This window comes from Halobacterium jilantaiense, assembly GCF_900110535.1.
GTDB lineage: Archaea > Halobacteriota > Halobacteria > Halobacteriales > Halobacteriaceae > Halobacterium > Halobacterium jilantaiense.
Genome location: NZ_FOJA01000001.1, coordinates 12,237 through 28,944, shown reverse-complemented (window position 1 = coordinate 28,944; position 16,708 = coordinate 12,237). Strand labels below are relative to the sequence as shown.

The window sequence follows — 16,708 nt, the reverse complement described above, 5'->3', positions numbered from 1 at the left end:
TGCCAGCGGAGTCGGTTCTCCCGAAGTAGTTCGGGTCAGAACGGTGCGTCCGTCGAGGTGGTCTCGTCGCGGGTCGGCGGTGCGCTCGCTTCGCCCGGACTCGCGTCCCCGTCGGGGAGTTCCCCGGTCTCCCGGAACTCGGCTTCCATGTCGGCGAGCGCGTCGTTGATGTCGGCGCTGCGCTGGTGCATCGGGGACACGCGCACGCGAACGAGGTCGTAGCCGTGGCGGTCCGCGAGGCCGTTCCACGCCCGGAACGACCCTCTGGTGAGCGTGTCGCTCTGCGGGCAGAACGGCGTCGTCGGGGTGAACTCCGCGAGCAACACGTCCGGGTCGTCGGCGGCCTCGGCGTACCGGTAGCCCGCGGAACTGTGGCGGGTGTCGCGGTTCAGGTCCGCGAGGTTGTAGCCGAAGGTCATGTCGTAGACGCCGCGCTCCTCGAAGAGCGCCCGGGTGGTGTCGTGGAACGCGACGTGAGCGTCGCCGGTCAGTACGTCGTGGCCGTCCAGGAACTCCCCGGGTGTCGGCTCGGTACTCGGGTCGAACTCGCCCTCGGGCGCGAGCGCGTCGTCAGAACTGGCTCCGAACATGCATCGAGGTAGGACGGCCACCCGGGAGGCCGTGGCCCCGAACGTGTTCGCGCCGCTCAGTGCGGCGTCAGTGGCTGGGGGAACAGACGACAGGAAGGATGACAGAGACGGCGTCGGCCGCGTCAACGGCCGGCCGGTCGCAGCGGGCGACGGTCAGGTGCCGCGGCGGTAGCCGGCGGCGTCACTCGTTCGGGTTCGGGTCGAAGATGTCCGGCTCCTCCTCGCCGAGCACGTCGATTTCGGCGAGCAGGCCCTTGCGAGCGACCCGGCTGAGCGCGTGGTCCACGAGCTTGATGCGCTCGGGCACCGGCGTCTCCATCGTCCCGACGAAACAGCTGCCGGGCGCGACCTTCATCGTCTGGACGTTCTTGTCCGGCTGGCTCTCGATAGCACCGTTCGGCCACGCCTCCGTCCAGACGTTCCCGATGGGGTGGAAGTTCGACGTGACGTTCGGACCGCCGGTCACCAGGTAGACGCGGACCGAGTCGCCCTTCTCGACCTCCAGCGGACCCTTCCGGGCCGCCGCGTACGCGTACTTCTCCCCGTTCAGGGTGACGTACGTCGGGTTCTCGTCGGCCATCGCGTCCATGCTGAACGCGTGGTGGCCCTCCGTGCCAGTCGACTTGTCCGTGTAGATTTCGTTCTGTCCGAAGTAGAACTCGTGGTCGACCTCGGGGAGCCCGTCCTCGGGCTCGACGAGAATCATCCCGTACATCCCCGACGAGATGTGCATGTCGAGGTTCGGGACGGCGCAGTGGTAGATGAACGCGCCCGGGTACTCCATCCGGACGGACACGCTCGCGCTCTCACCGGGGTTGACGTGCGTCGCCTCGGCGGCCCCGCCGGTCCCGTAGATGGCGTGGAAGTCGACGTTGTGGGGCATCGCGTTGCCCTCCGGGTTCTCGAGCGTGAGGTTGACCGTGTCGCCCTGCCGGACCCGGAGCATCGGCCCCGGCACCTGCCCGTCGAAGGTCATGTAGTCGAAGGTGACCCCGGGCTCGATTTCGGCCGTGACCTCCGTGGTTTCGAGTGTGATGTCGTGAGTCTTCGGCTGGTCACGGTCGATGGGGTCCGGAACGTCCGTCGGGTCCGCGGCGACCGTGTCGACGTCGACCTCGTTGGGCGTCGAGTTCTGCACCTGTTCGGCCAGTGACTGGGCTTCGGTCTCGGCGGTGTCGTCGGTTGGGGCTTCGGCACACCCCGCAATCGTCGCGGTCGCTCCGCCGACGCCCATCGCCTGCAGCATCTTCCGTCGAGTAGTGTCGAACATTGTGGGTCGCCCTCCACTTCGTCGTAGCGGGGCCACCCACTTCAACCGGGCTCGTGATTCCTGCGCCACGAGACCCATTCCCGGCGTCTGAGGGGCGCTACGAACGTATTCGGGCACTATACTTAAATGGCGGCCGAGGGGAATGAATGGGGGTCAGGGACAGGCAATATGTTCGCCCGACGCCCCCGAATCGAGCCGGTCACGGGCGAGCAGGCGCGGGGCCGCGGTCCACTGGGACGGCGAGGGCCCACTGTCAGTCCACACGCGAGGAGAATCTCCGTCAGTCCGCGTTTCCGGGCCGCGACCGGAGGCGCGCCGGCAGCACGTCGCCGTGCTTCCAGACGACGCCGACGACGTTCGCGGTGAACGCCAGCAGCCCGACGACCAGCAGCCCGCCGCCCGCCTGCCCGACCGCCTCGGGGAGCAGGTCGGCCTGCGCGGCGACGAACGCGAGCGTCCCGAGGGTGACGAGCGCGCCGTCGACGGCGGCCAGCCGGTCGCTGTAGAGGTCGTCGATCATGGGCACGGGCTCGAAGCCCAGCCGGTCGCTGTACCGGTGGTCCCAGACGATGAACGGGACGACGTGGTAGACCGAGCCGAGCAGGACGAAGCCGACGACGCCGACGAACAGCAGGTGGGTGGTGGCCCCGAACCCGAAGAGGGTCTGGCGGGCGAGCGGCTGCTCGACCCACGCGGCGAGCGCGAGCGGGCTCCACGCGGCCAGCGCGACGGCGGCGACGGCGTACCGTGTGAGCATCGGCGTGCGGTCGACCCGGCTCTCGTAGAGCTTCCGGGCGAGGATGCCGGCGAACGCCAGTGTCCCTGCGGTGAGGACGATAGCGCCGAGGACGGCGACCGGCCGGGAGCCGACGAGCCGGCCGCCCGCGAGCACGACGACGCCGACGGGGTAGCCGTACTCGACGCGCCGGAGCAGGTGGTCGACGCCGTGGAGGTCGGTCTGCGTGAACATGGTCCCGAGCTGGTAGAGCGCGCCGAGGATGGTCGCGAGCACGACGCCGAAGACGGCGAGCGTGGCGTGCGCACCGACGACCTGGGCGTGCGTGAGCCCCGCGACCGGGAGGACGCCCATCGAGAGGTCCATCGCGAGCACGAAGCCGAGCGTGACGACGACGGCGAACGCGGCGAGCGCGAACGCGAAGTGCGCCTCGGTGTGGTCGAGGTCGTCCACGCGGGCGAGCGTGCGGCCGAGGTTGTAGACGAACGCGTAGACGCCGAGCACGACGAAGCCGCCAAAGCCGTGAATCCAGTGGCCGCTGGCCGTCCAGAACGCCCAGCCGAGGCCGGCGACGCCGACGGTGACGAGCGCGAGCGCGGCGTTCGCCAGCCGCCGCGAGTGCAAGTCGACGTTCGACCAGACCGGCACAAACTGCGTCATCGCGCCCATGATGGTGACACAGACCCAGCCGACGAGCAGCAGGTGGACGTGGGCGAGCCCCGCCAGACCACTGGCGACCCCGAGTGCGCTCGCGAGACCGAGGCCGCCGCCTGCCAGCAGGAACGCGAGCGCGACGACGAAGTGTCGCAGGGGCACCGTCATCGGGGGCTGCTGGTCCGTGGCGAGGCCGCCGGGGATGGCGCTCATACTCCGGTGTTGGGTCGCCGCGACGCTCCCGGTTGTCCCGAACGTGTTCGCCTCATGCGGCGAGGTCCTCCTCGTCGAACGCCGGGAGGTTCGTCGCGAACTGCTTTATCGCTGTTTCCTCGGCGCGGTGCAGCGTCTCGCTGAGCGTGGACTTCGCGGTGTCGAGGTCGTCGGCGAGGTCCGTCAGCGTCGACTCCCGGGGCGTGTCGTAGTAGCCGGCCTCGATGGCGGCGACGAGGACTTCCTGCTGGCGCGGCGTGAGCAGGCGCTCGGAGTCCCCGGACTCGTAGAGGTAGCCGACCTCGAAGTCCATCCCGAAGGCGTCCAGTTGCTCGCGGAGCCCCGAGAGCTTCGCGTGGGGCGCGACGACCTCGAGTGTACCTCGGCCATCCTGGATTTCCAGCGGCGGGTCGAGGGGGAGTCCGGCCTCCCGCAGCGAGAACAGCAGCAGCGGTTCGTCGGTCTCGAACTGGACGAGCACCGAATCGTCGTTCTGTTCGAGGGGGTCGAGCTGGGTGACGGCGTCTGACTCGTGCATGTCCTGCAGCGCCTCGACCACGTCGGGGCCGCTGACTTCCAGCAGCGCGACGCCGTGGTCCTCGTCCGGGAAGGCCGCGAGCACGCTGAACCGGGTGTCCGGGTACGTCGTGGATATCCGGGATATCCAGACCGAGTCGGGCAGGTCGATGGTGAGTTCTGCGCGGGCCATGGCGAATATATTCGTTCGTACCCACCACAGACCCAAGGCGCTTTCCCGAACGTGTTCGGGACATCTCTCAGGGCTCGGGACGACCTACGTCCAGACGTGACCACGCCTATCGACTGGACGGCGGAACTGGCCGAGACGCCCGCGCCGACCGACCGCGACCGCGAGGTCATCGACGTCCGCGAGCTGGGGCCGCCGGACCCGATGGTCGAGACACTGGAGACGCTGCCCGAACTGGCGGGCGACGTGGTGCTCGTGCAGGTGAACGACCGCGCCCCACAGCACCTCTACCCGAAACTCGACGACCGCGGCTACGAGTACGCGTCCGTCGAGGTCGAGGACGCCGTCGTCACGGGTATCTGGGAGGCGTAAGCGGAGACGGCGGGTTCTCACTCGGGCCGCTCGGCGAGCACGAGCAGCGCGACGCTCGGCTCGACGGCCGTCGGCGAGATGTCCTGGCCGCCGTCGAAGCGCGCGACCTCGCCCGCGCCGACCGTCACCTCGTCGTCGCCGAGTGCCATCTCGACTTCGCCCGAGAGGACGTGGCAGACGACGGTCCGGCCGGGGTGCTGGTGGGCGGGCACCGACTCGCCGGCGTCGAGCGTGAGCCGCACGGTCTTGGGCTCCTCGCCGGGGAAGACGGCGGCGTGGGGGTCGCCGTCCAGGTCGTCGAGTGAGACGACGCTCGGACTCATCGTTTCGGGAACGTCGCGACGTACTCGTCGGGCTCGGTGCGGGTGACCTCGTACCCGTCCGCGTCGAACGACTGGACCTCCGACGCGAACTCGTAGAACAGCGGCTTCGGTTCGTAGTCGTTGACGAGTTCGAGCGTCTCGCCGCCGTCCAGTTCCTCGAAGGCCGTCCTGATTCGCGGGTGGCGCTGCGCCGGCGGAACGTCCCGAACGTCGAGTCGTGGCATGCCCAGAGATAGCGGGCCGGTCAGCTACCGCGTTTCCCCGAACGTGTTCCCCTCGTCCCAATCCGGGCCGCAGCGGCCGGTGACTGATTCCGGCCGGAGTTCGTACCACGTCCCGTCGAGGTCGCGGGGGTCGCTGTCGAAGACTTCCATCCCGACGGACTTCGCGTGGTCCGCGAACGCCGCCACGCGCTCCGGGGTGCGTTCGACGGCCACCAGTTCGCCCCTCGCGACTGCGCTCACCCAGTCGTCGGGCGTCGACCGCTCGAACGCCACCAGTGACGCACCCACGCCGTCCGCGAGGAACTCCGTCTTCGCGCTGTCCGGCCCGGAGAGCACCTGGACGACGACCCGGTCCGTCGACTGGTCGACGGCGAACGACATCGGCAGCGAGCAGGGCGGGTCACCGGTCAGTGACAGCACCCCGGCCCCCTGGGTTGCGAGGAACGCGAGCGCCTCGTCGCGCGTCATACCCACACCGCCCCCGACGGCGGACCGGTCACTGGAGGAGTCCTCGCTCATGCCTGTACCGAACTAGTGCGGGTCGACACCCATGAACCGTCGACGCGATTCCAGCAGGCTGGGACGCCGTCCGGTAGCGTCTCACATCCGTCCGGGGTCGACGCCGGTCACTGCACCTGGTCGGCGAACTGGTCGCGGACCTTCGACACCTTCGGCGCGACGTTCACGGTGCAGTACGCCGCGTTCGGGTTCTTCTCGAAGTAGTTCTGGTGTTTCTCCTCCGCCCGGTAGAACACGTCGAGGGGCTCGACGTCGGTGACGATGGGGTCGTCGAAAGCTCCCTGCGCGTCCAGTTCGTCGACGAACGCCTCGACGCGGTCGCGCTGGTCGTCGTCGTGGTAGAGCACGATGGAGCGGTACTGGCTGCCGACGTCCGGCCCCTCGCGGTCGACCGTCGTCGGGTCGTGGACGGTGAAGAACACCTCCAGGATGTCCTCGTAGGCGAGCTCGTCGGTGTCGTACTCGACCTGCACGACCTCGGCGTGACCGGTCGTCCCCGAGCAGACCGCACGGTAGGAGGGGTCCTCGGTGTCGCCGCCCGCGTACCCCGAGGTCACGTCGACGACGCCCGAGAGTTCCTCCATCGCCGCCTCGGTACACCAGAAGCAGCCGCCGCCGACCGTCGCTGTCTCCGTCGTCATATCACGTCGTTGGTGCGCACGTCAGTTAACAGACCCGGCACCGGAACGCGCCGGTCAGGCCGAGGCCCCGTAGCCGGCGTCCTCGACGGTCGCGGCGCTGTCCTCGCGGCTCGCGGTCACGAACTCGATATCTCTGCGCGCTGACGCCTGCGACCGAAGAAAGTAAGTGTCAGTGTAAGCCCCACTTTGGTGTAAAAGAGTCTTTACACCGATGCCACGAGACACCCCCGCTCTGACCCCCTCCAGGCGGCAGTTCCTCGCCGCGCTCGGCGCGACGGCCACCGCGACCGTCGCCGGCTGCACCGACGCGCAGACCGACCGACCGACGACCGAATCCGGGACCACCGAGACGACCGCCACACCCGACTACCCAGCCACCGGCGACCGCGTCCCGGAACTCGCGCCGCTCGACGACGCAGTCCGCGAGTTCGCGTTCGAGCACGACGTCCCCGCTGCCACGCTCGCCGTAGCGAAAGACGACGACGTCGTGCTCGAACGCGGTTACGGCTACAGCGACCCCGGCCGCAGCGAACAGACGCCGCCGGACGCACTGTTCCGGATCGCGAGCCTCTCGAAGTCGTTCACCTCGGCCGCCACGCGGTCGCTGTTCGGCGACGGCCTCTCACCGGAGACGCGCGTCCTCGACGTCCTCGACGTCGAACCCGCCGACGGCCTCGGCGACGACCGCCTCCAGTCAGTCACGGTCCAGCACCTCCTCGACCACTCGGCGGGCTGGGACCACTCGGCGGCCGCCGACCCGATGTTCCACCCGTTCGACGTTGCCGAGAAACTGGGGCTCGACGAGCCGCCGACCACGCGAGACTTCGCGCGGTACGTGCTCGGCCAGCCGCTCCAGTACGAGCCCGGCGAGCGCCACGCCTACTCGAACTTCGGGTACGCGCTGCTCGGCCTCGTCGTCGAGGCCGAGAGCGGCCAGTCGCTGCCCGCGTACGTCCGCGAACAGTTCTTCGGCGGCGACCCGCCCGACCCCCTCTACGAGGGGCGGGCGCTCCCCGAGAACCGCCGCGACCGCGAGGTGGCCTACGAGAGCGCGGCGAACTGCCCGAACGCGGCCGAACTCGACCGCAACGAAGCGGTCCCGTGCTCGGACGGCGGGTTTCTTGTCAGCGCGTTCGGGGGCGCGGGCGGCCTCGTGACCAGCGCGCGCACGCTGGTCGCGTTCGCCGCCGACCACCGCCTCGACGGGTTCGCGACCGCGGAGAACTTCGAGTACGCCACAGCGTACGGGTCGCTACCGGGATCGTACGGAATGTTGCAGCGCCGCCGGGACGGCGTCACCGTCGCGGTCCTCTTCAGCGACCGGGGCGGCTCGTCGAACGCGCTCGCGGACATCCAAACCACGGTGAACGACGCCGTCGCGGATGTCGATGCCTGGCCGTCGTCCGACGAGTCGTAGCCGGCGTCCTCGACGGGCGATTCGCAGCCGCCACACCTCATCGCTTCGACGATGATGTGTGGGGACAGATTCGCCCGTTAGTCCTACCGAACTACTGGAGTTCTCCGCCTCACGTCGCCCACCTCATCGTGCGCCGCACTTTGGATTCGAGCGTGGTTTGGGGAAACGACTTTGTGTTCACGGGGTCGAGTGGCGGTATGAGCGACCTCGACGACACCGACCGCCGCATCCTGGAGTTGCTGGCGACGGACGCGCGCCGGCCGTACAGCGACATCGCCGACGACGTGGACCTGTCGCCGCCAGCCGTCTCCGACCGCGTCGCGAAACTCCGGGAGGCGGGCGTGCTCCGGCGGTTCACGGTCGACCTCGACCGCGCCCGGCTTCGGGACGGCACGCAGGTCCTCGTGGAGTTCGCCGTCCGGCCCGGCCGAGAGGCCGAGGTACAGGCGGCCGTCGAGGGCGAGGACGCCGTCGAACACGTGTTCGTGACCGCCGCCGGCGACGTGGTCTGCTCGGCCCGGCTGCCGGTCGCGGACGTCTCCGCGTGGGTCGCGGACGCCGTCGCCCTCGACGCCGTCGACGACTACGACGTGACGGCGGTGGCGTCCTCGTCCTGGCAGCCGACTGTCGGTGGCGTCGACCTCGCGCTCGCCTGCGACGAGTGCGGAAACACCGTCACCAGCGAGGGCGAGACGGCGACCATCGACGGCGACCGCCACCACTTCTGCTGTGGGTCCTGCCGGAGCCAGTTCGTCGACCGCTACGAGCGCCTGGACGCCGACGCGTGATGGACCGGAGCCGGTTCACGTCGCTGTCGCTGGTCGCGTTCGGCCTCGTGCTCGTGGCGTTCTTCACGATGGGGTTCAGCCGCCTCGTCCTCCCCTACGAGACCGCCAGACTGCTCGCCGCGCCCGCGATGTTCGGTGCCGCTGCCCTGTTCGCCGGGCTGTTCGCGCAGGCGCTGCTCGTCGCCGTCGGCGTCCGAGAGTTCGAGTGATTGCGCGGCCAGCGACCCGCCGAACGTTATACGTGCCGTGGCCGACAACCCCCTCGTGATGTCTGACGCCGCCCCCGACGGTCCCGACACGCGCCGGGCGCTGCTGGCCGTCGCCGCAGCGTTCGCGCTCGTCGCCGCCGCCGCCGCGGCACCAGCCCTCGCGGGCGAGGCACCCCTCGGCGGCCTCGACTCCCCCGCTTCCGCCGAGGACCTCCCGAGGGCGCTGAGCCAGTTCGACTTCGTGCGCGACCTCGTCGGCGAGCCGTCCGACGCCGGCGGCCTCGAAGTGCCGGGCGGCGAGACGTTCGGCGCGCTCACGGCCGGCGGGAGCACCGACGTCGGCGGCCCAATCTCCGAGGAGCAACTCCGGGGAGCCGCCCGTCCGCACTTCCTCGCGACCAGCGAGGAACCCCAGTACTGGCGGACGACGGGCTACGTCGCGTACACGGGCGGCGGCTGGGCGCAGCGGCCCGTGAGCCGAGTCGCCCCGAGCCGGCCGCCGGACCAGCGCGAGGTGACCTGGCACACCGTCACGCTCCGGCAGCCCGCGAACAGGCTGCCAGCGCCGTGGCGACCCGTCGACCTCCGGTACGACCCGGGTCCGGAGACGGACCAGGAGACCACCTTCGACGCCACCGAGACGTCCGGAATCGCGGCCGACCCGCTGGTGCCGGCCGGTGAGACCTACGAGGTCAGCAGCCTCGAATCCGTCTCGGACCGCGGGCTGCTGCGGGAGGTGCGGGTCTCCGGCTCCGTCGCGTCGACGGAGTACACGACCGTCGACACCACACAGCGAGTCAGCCGACTCGCCGAGCGCATCGTCGGTGACGCCGACAACCGCTACGACGCCGCGGCGGCCGTCGAGGCCTACCTCGAAGGGGAGAAGACGTACTCGCTGCGGGACGCGCCGGAGACCGGCGACCAGGCCGCCGACGAGTTCCTCTTCGAGCACGACGTCGGCTACTGTGAGAACTTCGCAACGGCGATGACGGTCCTGCTGCGGACACAGGACGTGCCCGCGAGGTACGTCGCGGGCTACACGTCCGGCGAGCGCGTGGGCGACGACCAGTATCTCGTGCGCGGGGCCGACGCCCACGCCTGGGTCGAGGTGTTCTTCGAGGACTACGGCTGGGTGCGCTTCGACCCGACGCCGTCCGCCCCCCGCCAGCAGGCCGACAGCGACCTCGCCGCGGGCTCGGAGACGTTCCAGGTGCGCGTCAGCGGCGCGCTCGTGCCGGGCGAGTCGGTCGCCGCTACCGTGACGGCGGCCGGCAGCCCGGTCTCCGGTGCGGCGGTCTCGGTGAACGGCGGCTTCGCGAGCGTGACCAACGAGAGCGGCGCGGTGCGCTTCGTCGTGCCGTACGCCGAGTCCGTGAACGTCACCGTCGAGCCGTCGGCAAACCGGACGACGACTGGTGGCGCGGCCGGCGGCTACGGGCTGGCATCGCTGCCCGGCCGGGAGCAGCCGGACGACGGCCGGAACGGCTCGGCGAGCCGGGAGTTCGAGGTCCAGACCGACGTGTCCGTCGCGTTCGACAGTCCCCCGCAGCCCGGGGAGACACTCGACGCGCGGCTGACCGTCGGCGGCCGGCCGTTCGCCGACGCGGCCGTCTCGCTGGACGGCACCGACCAGGGTCGGACGAACGGAAACGGGGAGCTCACCGTGACAGTTCCCGAGACGGCGGCGGGCGTCGTGGACATCGCCGTCAGCCGCGACGACCTCTCGAAGACGGTGTCGTACCCGCTGGACGACCTCCAGGTCGCCGTCTCCCCGGACCTGGTCGCGCCACTGCCGACGACGGGCGCGACCGCGAAAGTGACCTCGGGCGGCGAGCCGGTCGTCGGCGCACCGGTTCAGCTGAACGGCAAGCAGGTCGGTGTCACCGACGCGGACGGCGCGGTCCGACTGACCATCCCGCTCGACCGCGCGCCCTCCGTGACGGCGACCGCCAGCGGGAAGACCGCGACTGCGGCCGTCGACTGGGTGCTCGTGTCGCTCGCGCTCGCGGTCCTCGCGGCCGCCGGCGTCCTCGCCGGCGTCGCGCTCGCGGCGCGGCGGCGCGGCCTGACACTCGCCAGGGTCGTCGCCGCGCTCCGGTACGCGGCCCGCGAGGCGCTCGCCGCGGCCGTGGACGCCATCTCCGGACTCGGGGACGCGCTCGACGACCTCGCCGCCGAGTTCCGGGCGGCCGCGGCCGACGGCTGGCGCGAGGTGCTCGCGTGGCTCACCGGGCTGCCGGCTCGCCTCCGGCTGCCGGACCTCGCGGGGTTCGTCGAGCGCGTCGCGGCTGCGGCCCGCGCCGGGAGCCGGACGGCAGCAGACGGGACGGCAGACGACGATACCCCGGCACCCCTCCAGCGGGTGTGGGCGCGCTTCGTCGCGCTCGTCGGCGTCGAGGGCTGGCGCACGAAGACGCCCGTAGAGGTGGCGCAGGCCGCCGTCGACGCCGGATTCCCGCGGGAGCCAGTGACCCGGGTGGCGTCGTCGTTCCGGGACGCCGCCTACGGGGGTCGGGACACGGACGCCGCCGCCGAGGAGGCGGCCGACGCGCTCGGCGACCTCGACGCCGAGGAGGGCGAGCAGTGACGACCGCTCGCGAGACGCTGCTGGGTGCGCTCGGCGTCCTCGCCGCGGCGGTCGCGGTCGGCGTCGTCGTCGGCCTCACACCGGCGAGCGCGCTCGGACCCGCGGACAGCGTCGACGCCACCCTCGGGACGGGCGTGCTCGGCCTCGGCCTGCTCGCGTACGCGCTCCACCGCCGCCGCAGCGCCGACGGGTCCGACGACGACCTCCTGCTGGCCGACCACGACCAGTCCGACCGAGACGCGCCGGGCGAACGCGTCGACGCGGCGCTCGCGCGAGTGGCAGCGGACAGCTCCGGGCGCGCCAGCACCGACGCTCGCGCCCTCGTCCGGGAGCGAGTGCGCGTGACCGCAGAGCGCGCGTACGCCCAGGGTGCCGGCCCGGGCGATGCGGACGCCGCGGACGCGGTGGCAGCCGGCGAGTGGACCGACGACCGCGTCGCCGCGGCGTTCCTCGGCGACGAGCGCGCCCCACGGCTCCCACTTCGGGAGCGTCTGCGGGGCTGGCTCCACCCCGGGCAGGCGTTCGAGCGCCGCGCGCGCCGGGCGGCGGCGGCGGCCCACGCCCTCGCGGCGGAGGTGACGGAGTGAGCCGCGACACCGGCGGGCTGCTGGCGACGCTCGCGCTCGCCGCCGCCGGGGTCGCGAGCGGGCAGCGCGTGCTGTTCGTCGCCGCCGCGATTCCGCTCGCGTTCGTCGTGTTCGCGGCCGTCTCAACGCCTCGCGACCCCGGGTCGCTGGACGTTGAGCGCACGCTGTCGGCGTCGTCGCCGCTGCCCGGCGACCGCGTGGCAGTGACGCTGACCGTCGAGAACACGGGGGACGCGGCGCTCACCGACGTCCGGGTCGCGGACGCCGTCCCCGAGGGGCTCCGGGTCGTCGGAGGCGCGACCGGCGGCGGGTTCGCGCTGGCGGCCGGCGACACCGCGACCGTCGAGTACGAGGTCGTCGCCGACCGCGGCCAGTTCCCGTTCGGCGACCCGACCGTGCGGCTGCGCGGAACGGGGGGCGCGACCAGTCGAACCGCGAACGTTCCGGCGGACGGCGACGCGTCGCTGGACTGCCAGGTGGCAGTCGCGGACATCCCGCTGCGCCGGCAGACGACCCAGCACGCCGGGAGTCTGCCGACGGACACCGGCGGCCCCGGCATCGAGTTCCACTCCACGCGGGACTACCAGCCCGGCGACCCCGTCTCCCGCATCGACTGGCGGCAGTACGCCAAGACCGGCGACCTCACGACCGTGAACTACCGCGAGCGCCGCGCCGCGGCTGTCGTCCTCGCCGTCGACGCGCGCGCGGACACCGACGTGACTGCCCGGGAGGGAGCGCCGTCGGGCGCTGCGCTGTCGGCGTACGCCGCCGCGCAGGCCGTCGAACCGCTGGAGACCGCGGGCCACCAGGTCGGACTCGCCGTGTTCGGGCTGGACGACCCGGTCGCGGACGCCCCGGACCCCGCGTGGGTGCCGCCGGGGACCGGGGACGCCCACCACGCGCGACTGGCGGCCGTCCTCGACGCCGCCGTCGGCAGCCGGGACGACGGACGGACGGACTCCGGGGACGGTGCGGAGTCGGACACAGTGAGCGAGCAGGCCGACGCGACGCGCGAGCGCGCCGCCGCAGCGGACGGCGGCGAGACGACGTGGCTCGGCGGCGACACCGACGCTCGCGTGCGGCAGTTCGCGGCGCGCGTCGACCCCGGGACGCAGGTGGTGGTCTGCTCGCCCGTCTTCGACGACTTCCCGGTGGCGCTGGCGCGCCGGCTGGCCGCCGACGACCACCGCGTGACGGCCGTCTCGCCGGACGTGACCGCGACGGACACGCCCGGCCGGACGCTGGCCGCGGCCGACCGCGTTCTCGCCCTGGACCGCCTGCGGGCGACGGGCGCGCAGGTCGTCGACTGGTCGCTCGACGAGTCCCTGGCGAGCGCCGTGTCGCGGGCCACGACCGCGGTGACGGGAGGTGGCCGCCAGTGAGCGCGACCGACACCCCGACCCGGCGACCGACGCTCGTCGCCGGCGTGGTGGCGCTCGTCGTGGTCGCGTTCGCCGCGAACGACGCCAGCGCGACCTACGGCACCCCGGCGCTGCTCGCGGTCGCCGGTGGCGCGGTGCTGGCGGCGGCGACCGGGCTCGCCGGCCGCGAGGAGCCGCTGGCGGTGCTGGCAGCGTCCGTGCTGGCTCCCGCCGGTGGCGTTGCGGTGCTGGCCGCGGTCGCGCTCTCGCTGGCCGACCCCCTGCTGCTCGACGGCCTCCTCGACCCGTTCGTGGTACTCGGGCTGGCGGCCGCCGGCTTCGGTGCGACGGCTGCGTTCACCGGCGGCGTCGGCGGCGGCGCGGTCGGCCGCGCGTTCTCGGTCGTCTCCGCGACGACGACCCTGCCACTCCTCGCGGTGTTCGCGGCCGGAGCCTCCCGGGTCGGCCGCGAGGCGGGCGTGGTGAACGACTTCGGCGCGCTCCTCGGCGGGTTCGCACGGCTGCTCGTCGAGCCGACGGGCACCACCGTCGACGTCGCGGCGTTCCTCGTCCTGTTCGCGGTGACGACGCGGGCGCTCGCCGCGGGCGTCGACGCCGCACCGGTCGTCGCACTCGCACCGCGGGCGTACCGGGACACAGCCGCGCGAGCCACCGAACTCACTGTGGTCGTCTGCCTCTCCGCGTGGCGGCTCGCCGCGCTCGCGTGGCCGGTCACCGCCGTCGTCGCCATCAGCGGGGTCGCCGACCGCATCGCAGCCCGGGCCCCGGACCCGCTCGCGGCCACGGCCGGCGCAGTCGCGTCCAGCGGCGGCCTCCGGGTCGCTATGCTCGCCGCCGTCGTCGTCTCGCTGGCCGTCTACGCCGTGCTCCGGGTCGGCCGTCTGGCGACCGGCGACCACCGCGAGAGCCTCCAGCGGGTCGCGCCGACCGTCGGCGGCGGCCTGCTCGCGGCGGCAGTCGGCGTCGTGTTCGCCGGTCGAGTTGTCGCCGCCGCGCGCCGCGCCGCTCCGGAGCCCGCGCGCCCGGTCCTCGACAACGCGGTCGAACTCGCCGGCGAACCGACGCTCGCGCTCGTCGCGCTCGTCGTCCCGCTGCTCGGGCTCGGCGGCCTCCTCGTCGCGTTCGCGGTGCTCGGCAGCCTCCGGGTCGTCCCCCAGCGCGCCGCGCCCGCGGCCGTCGCCGCCGCCGGCCTCGTCCTCGCGGGCGCTGCGGCTGGCGTGCAGGCCGCCAACCCGGGGTTCGTGTTCGGCCTCGTCGCGGCCGGGATGGTCGTCTGGGACGTCGGCGAGCACGGCGTCGGCCTCGCAGCCGAACTCGGCCGCCGGGCACCCACGGCGCGCGTCGAACTCGTTCACGTCGCCGCGAGCGTCGCGCTCGGTGCGCTCGCGTACTACGGCGCGCAGCGGCTGTACGACGCCACTGCCGGACTCGACGCGCCCGACCAGACCGGGGCGTTCGTCGCGCTCGCCGCGGCGGGCATCGCGCTCGCCGCGCTCGTCGCCGCGCTGGCGGATTGATACAGAGTTACGTAGTGTCAGTTCCTGTCCACACGAGATGGACGACCGAATCGAGACCCTCGTGGACCTGCTCGAATCGCAGGCCGGAGACGGGCTCAGGGGCGTGTTCTACGGTGATTTCCGGGAGCGGGACTACGCGATAGCGCACGCGAGCGAGGACGCACTCGAGGGCTACGAGCCCGGCCACGTCGACGAAGTGGTCGACGAGGTGGTGTTGGACGTGCTGTCCGCGGACCGGAAAGAAGCCCTCCACGACCCGGTGGGGCCGCTCCGGTGTACGGTGGAAGTGTACGACGACGGCGTGAACGTCATCGTGCTCGGCTACGAGGACGCGCCGACCATCTTCGTCGGCCTCGACGGCGACGTGTCGAACGTGACGCCGGTGCTGGAGGCCGTCCAGGAGACGCTCGCCTGACTACGTGACTGCGGGGACTTCGACGCGGTTGAGGACGTCCGCGACGACGGCCGCCGGGTCGACGCCCTCGACGTTGGCTTCACCCGTCAGAACGATTCGGTGGACGAGCACCGGTTCGGCGACGGCCTTCACGTCGTCGGGCGTGACGTAGTCCCGGCCCTGGAAGACGGCTCTGGCGCGGGCCACCTCGAAGAGCTTCTGCGTGCCACGCGGACTCACGCCGACCTCGACGCGCGGGTCGGCGCGCGTACCGCGGCCGACGTCCACGACGTAGTCCCGGACGCCGTCGGAGACGGAGACGGTCTCTGGCACCCGCTGGAGGGCGGGCAGCGCGTCCTCGGGGACGACCTGAGAGACCTCGGGGGTCGTGGCGGTGCGGTCGGCGCGGCGGTCGACGAGCTCTCGTTCGCCAGCCCGGTCCGGGTAGCCGATGGCGGCCTTCACCGCGAAGCGGTCGCGCTGGGCCTCCGGCAGCCGGAACGTCCCCTCCTGTTCGACGGGGTTCTGGGTCGCGATGACGAAAAACGGGTCCGGGAGTTGGCGGGTCTCGCCGTCGATGCTCACCTGTCCCTCCTCCATCGCTTCGAGGAGCGCCGCCTGCGTCTTCGGCGGTGCGCGGTTGATTTCGTCCGCCAGCACCACGTTCGCGAACACGGGGCCGCGGTTGAAGCTGAACGACTCCGTGGCGGCGTCGTAGACGTGCGAGCCGGTGATGTCCGACGGGAGCAGGTCGGGGGTGAACTGGATGCGCGTGAACTCCAGGCCGAGGGCGTTCGCGAGGCTGCGCGCTGTCAGGGTCTTCCCCGTCCCGGGGACGTCCTCGAGGAGGACGTGACCGCGGGCGAGCGCACCGGAGAGCACAGTTTCGAGGAACTCGCTGTCGGTGACGACGGCGCCGGAGACGGCCTCGACGACGTCGGTACAGGTCTGGGCGGCTGTGTCGACGTCCATTCAGTGGTGGGTCGCCGCGACGGCTCTTGTAGCTGTCGGGACCCTTACTACCCTGGACGATGTAGACGCGTCTGGCGTGGTCTCCGGACGCCCCACGCCAGTCAGTATCTGTCCGGTCCCCGCTTCTCCGCGCGCCGACGCTGGCGTCCCGACTCGGGCTACAGCCGCGTTCGCATCGCGACGTGTTCGATGCCCGCCTCGGTGAACGCCTCGCCGTCGCGCTCGTAGCCGCGGTCGGCGTAGAACTCCTCGACGTGTAGCTGGGCGTGGAGGTACAGCTCGTCGAACGCTCCGGTGGCGGCGTCCTCGACGGCGTCCATCACGGCCGCGCCGAACCCCTCGCCGCGTCTGGACGCCCGGACCGCGACGCGCTCGACCTTCCCGACGCCGGGCTCGTACTCGCGGAGCCGGGCGGCCGCCACCGGCTCGCCGTCGTCGTAGCCGACGAAGTGCGTCGCGGTCTCCTCGTACTCGTCGACCTCCAGGTCCTCGGGGACGCCCTGCTCGTCGACGAACACGTCGTAGCGAACGCCCAGTGCGTCCTCGTACTCGGATTCGGTGTCAGCCCGTTCCACCCGCATACGTGGACGGACGAGCCGGCGGGAGA

The 16,708-nt window shown here is 72.0% G+C and carries 19 protein-coding genes; 9 read left to right on the top strand and 10 right to left on the bottom strand.

Going from position 1 to position 16,708, the window contains the following annotated elements; translation table 11 throughout:
• Nucleotides 1-35 precede the first annotated feature (35 nt).
• From BMW35_RS00160 to BMW35_RS00145, 4 genes are all read right to left on the bottom strand, one after another.
• The gene (locus tag BMW35_RS00160) at nucleotides 36-590 is read right to left on the bottom strand and encodes a DUF7998 family protein (protein ID WP_089667133.1); all 555 of its coding nucleotides are present in this window, start codon (nucleotides 588-590) and stop codon (nucleotides 36-38) included.
• Between the two features lie 181 nt (nucleotides 591-771).
• Nucleotides 772-1,860 carry a copper-containing nitrite reductase gene (gene nirK, locus BMW35_RS00155; protein WP_089667132.1) on the bottom strand — a complete coding sequence of 363 codons (1,089 nt, stop codon included), beginning with the start codon at nucleotides 1,858-1,860 and terminating at the stop codon, nucleotides 772-774.
• A gap of 280 nt (nucleotides 1,861-2,140) precedes the next feature.
• Nucleotides 2,141-3,463, bottom strand: coding sequence for a hypothetical protein (locus tag BMW35_RS00150; RefSeq protein WP_089667131.1), 1,323 nt, complete (start codon nucleotides 3,461-3,463; stop codon nucleotides 2,141-2,143).
• Between the two features lie 52 nt (nucleotides 3,464-3,515).
• Nucleotides 3,516-4,172 (bottom strand): helix-turn-helix domain-containing protein, encoded by a 657-nt coding sequence (locus BMW35_RS00145; RefSeq protein ID WP_089667130.1) that lies wholly within the window; start codon nucleotides 4,170-4,172, stop codon nucleotides 3,516-3,518.
• A gap of 96 nt (nucleotides 4,173-4,268) precedes the next feature.
• Between BMW35_RS00145 and BMW35_RS00140 the strand changes: the two genes are divergently transcribed.
• Nucleotides 4,269-4,541, top strand: a complete 273-nt coding sequence (locus BMW35_RS00140) for a DUF2249 domain-containing protein (protein WP_089667129.1) — start codon at nucleotides 4,269-4,271, stop codon at nucleotides 4,539-4,541.
• 17 nt (nucleotides 4,542-4,558) lie between these two features.
• Here BMW35_RS00140 and BMW35_RS00135 read toward each other — a convergent pair whose 3' ends face one another.
• From BMW35_RS00135 to msrA, 4 genes are all read right to left on the bottom strand, one after another.
• The gene (locus BMW35_RS00135) at nucleotides 4,559-4,864 is read right to left on the bottom strand and encodes a cupin domain-containing protein (protein ID WP_089667128.1); all 306 of its coding nucleotides are present in this window, start codon (nucleotides 4,862-4,864) and stop codon (nucleotides 4,559-4,561) included.
• Nucleotides 4,861-5,088: a DUF2249 domain-containing protein gene (locus BMW35_RS00130; RefSeq protein WP_089667127.1), complete on the bottom strand. Its 228-nt coding sequence runs from the start codon at nucleotides 5,086-5,088 to the stop codon at nucleotides 4,861-4,863. The genes BMW35_RS00135 and BMW35_RS00130 overlap by 4 nt, the downstream gene beginning before the upstream one ends.
• 24 nt (nucleotides 5,089-5,112) lie before the next feature.
• Complete coding sequence (locus BMW35_RS00125) at nucleotides 5,113-5,556, bottom strand: pyridoxamine 5'-phosphate oxidase family protein (RefSeq protein ID WP_177170744.1); 444 nt, start codon at nucleotides 5,554-5,556, stop codon at nucleotides 5,113-5,115.
• Nucleotides 5,557-5,714: 158 nt separating this feature from the next.
• Nucleotides 5,715-6,248, bottom strand: coding sequence for a peptide-methionine (S)-S-oxide reductase MsrA (gene msrA, locus BMW35_RS00120; RefSeq protein WP_089667125.1), 534 nt, complete (start codon nucleotides 6,246-6,248; stop codon nucleotides 5,715-5,717).
• Nucleotides 6,249-6,459: 211 nt separating this feature from the next.
• On the opposite strand from msrA, the gene BMW35_RS00115 reads away from it, so the two are divergent.
• The 8 genes from BMW35_RS00115 to BMW35_RS00085 all read left to right on the top strand — a co-directional run bounded on the left by BMW35_RS00115 (nucleotide 6,460) and on the right by BMW35_RS00085 (nucleotide 15,150).
• Nucleotides 6,460-7,665: a serine hydrolase domain-containing protein gene (locus tag BMW35_RS00115; RefSeq protein ID WP_089667124.1), complete on the top strand. Its 1,206-nt coding sequence runs from the start codon at nucleotides 6,460-6,462 to the stop codon at nucleotides 7,663-7,665.
• A gap of 197 nt (nucleotides 7,666-7,862) precedes the next feature.
• Nucleotides 7,863-8,453 carry an AsnC family transcriptional regulator gene (locus BMW35_RS00110; RefSeq protein WP_089667123.1) on the top strand — a complete coding sequence of 197 codons (591 nt, stop codon included), beginning with the start codon at nucleotides 7,863-7,865 and terminating at the stop codon, nucleotides 8,451-8,453.
• Nucleotides 8,453-8,662, top strand: a complete 210-nt coding sequence (locus tag BMW35_RS00105) for a hypothetical protein (protein WP_089667122.1) — start codon at nucleotides 8,453-8,455, stop codon at nucleotides 8,660-8,662. The genes BMW35_RS00110 and BMW35_RS00105 overlap by 1 nt, the downstream gene beginning before the upstream one ends.
• Nucleotides 8,663-8,720: 58 nt before the next feature.
• Nucleotides 8,721-11,249 carry a transglutaminase family protein gene (locus BMW35_RS00100; protein ID WP_143052108.1) on the top strand — a complete coding sequence of 843 codons (2,529 nt, stop codon included), beginning with the start codon at nucleotides 8,721-8,723 and terminating at the stop codon, nucleotides 11,247-11,249.
• The gene (locus tag BMW35_RS15430) at nucleotides 11,246-11,836 is read left to right on the top strand and encodes a DUF7269 family protein (protein ID WP_177170743.1); all 591 of its coding nucleotides are present in this window, start codon (nucleotides 11,246-11,248) and stop codon (nucleotides 11,834-11,836) included. The genes BMW35_RS00100 and BMW35_RS15430 overlap by 4 nt, the downstream gene beginning before the upstream one ends.
• The gene (locus tag BMW35_RS00095) at nucleotides 11,833-13,218 is read left to right on the top strand and encodes a DUF58 domain-containing protein (protein ID WP_177170742.1); all 1,386 of its coding nucleotides are present in this window, start codon (nucleotides 11,833-11,835) and stop codon (nucleotides 13,216-13,218) included. Before BMW35_RS15430 ends, BMW35_RS00095 begins: the two co-directional genes overlap by 4 nt.
• Nucleotides 13,215-14,735, top strand: a complete 1,521-nt coding sequence (locus BMW35_RS00090; protein ID WP_089667119.1) for a DUF7519 family protein — start codon at nucleotides 13,215-13,217, stop codon at nucleotides 14,733-14,735. Before BMW35_RS00095 ends, BMW35_RS00090 begins: the two co-directional genes overlap by 4 nt.
• A gap of 37 nt (nucleotides 14,736-14,772) precedes the next feature.
• Nucleotides 14,773-15,150 (top strand): DUF7522 family protein, encoded by a 378-nt coding sequence (locus BMW35_RS00085; RefSeq protein ID WP_089667118.1) that lies wholly within the window; start codon nucleotides 14,773-14,775, stop codon nucleotides 15,148-15,150.
• Here the strand turns inward: BMW35_RS00085 and BMW35_RS00080 are convergent, their stop codons facing one another.
• On the bottom strand, nucleotides 15,151-16,101 hold the full coding sequence (locus BMW35_RS00080; RefSeq protein ID WP_089667117.1) for an AAA family ATPase: 951 nt from the start codon (nucleotides 16,099-16,101) through the stop codon (nucleotides 15,151-15,153).
• A 158-nt stretch (nucleotides 16,102-16,259) separates the two neighbouring features.
• A complete protein-coding gene (locus BMW35_RS00075; protein ID WP_089667116.1) occupies nucleotides 16,260-16,682 on the bottom strand; it encodes a GNAT family N-acetyltransferase in 423 nt (140 codons plus the stop codon).
• Between the last annotated feature and the right edge of the window lie 26 nt (nucleotides 16,683-16,708).

Bases quoted from the DNA above. Each gene is read 5' to 3' on its own strand.
- BMW35_RS00145 (WP_089667130.1), bottom strand. From the start codon at position 4,172: ATGGCCCGCGCAGAACTCACCATCGACCTGCCCGACTCGGTCTGGATA.
- BMW35_RS00115 (WP_089667124.1), top strand. From the start codon at position 6,460: ATGCCACGAGACACCCCCGCTCTGACCCCCTCCAGGCGGCAGTTCCTC.
- BMW35_RS00150 (WP_089667131.1), bottom strand. From the start codon at position 3,463: ATGAGCGCCATCCCCGGCGGCCTCGCCACGGACCAGCAGCCCCCGATG.
- nirK (WP_089667132.1), bottom strand. From the start codon at position 1,860: ATGTTCGACACTACTCGACGGAAGATGCTGCAGGCGATGGGCGTCGGC.
- BMW35_RS00085 (WP_089667118.1), top strand. From the start codon at position 14,773: ATGGACGACCGAATCGAGACCCTCGTGGACCTGCTCGAATCGCAGGCC.
- BMW35_RS00125 (WP_177170744.1), bottom strand. From the start codon at position 5,556: ATGACGCGCGACGAGGCGCTCGCGTTCCTCGCAACCCAGGGGGCCGGG.
- BMW35_RS00100 (WP_143052108.1), top strand. From the start codon at position 8,721: ATGTCTGACGCCGCCCCCGACGGTCCCGACACGCGCCGGGCGCTGCTG.
- BMW35_RS00105 (WP_089667122.1), top strand. From the start codon at position 8,453: ATGGACCGGAGCCGGTTCACGTCGCTGTCGCTGGTCGCGTTCGGCCTC.
- BMW35_RS00135 (WP_089667128.1), bottom strand. From the start codon at position 4,864: ATGAGTCCGAGCGTCGTCTCACTCGACGACCTGGACGGCGACCCCCAC.
- BMW35_RS00075 (WP_089667116.1), bottom strand. From the start codon at position 16,682: ATGCGGGTGGAACGGGCTGACACCGAATCCGAGTACGAGGACGCACTG.
- msrA (WP_089667125.1), bottom strand. From the start codon at position 6,248: ATGACGACGGAGACAGCGACGGTCGGCGGCGGCTGCTTCTGGTGTACC.
- BMW35_RS00130 (WP_089667127.1), bottom strand. From the start codon at position 5,088: ATGCCACGACTCGACGTTCGGGACGTTCCGCCGGCGCAGCGCCACCCG.
- BMW35_RS00080 (WP_089667117.1), bottom strand. From the start codon at position 16,101: ATGGACGTCGACACAGCCGCCCAGACCTGTACCGACGTCGTCGAGGCC.
- BMW35_RS00110 (WP_089667123.1), top strand. From the start codon at position 7,863: ATGAGCGACCTCGACGACACCGACCGCCGCATCCTGGAGTTGCTGGCG.
- BMW35_RS00160 (WP_089667133.1), bottom strand. From the start codon at position 590: ATGTTCGGAGCCAGTTCTGACGACGCGCTCGCGCCCGAGGGCGAGTTC.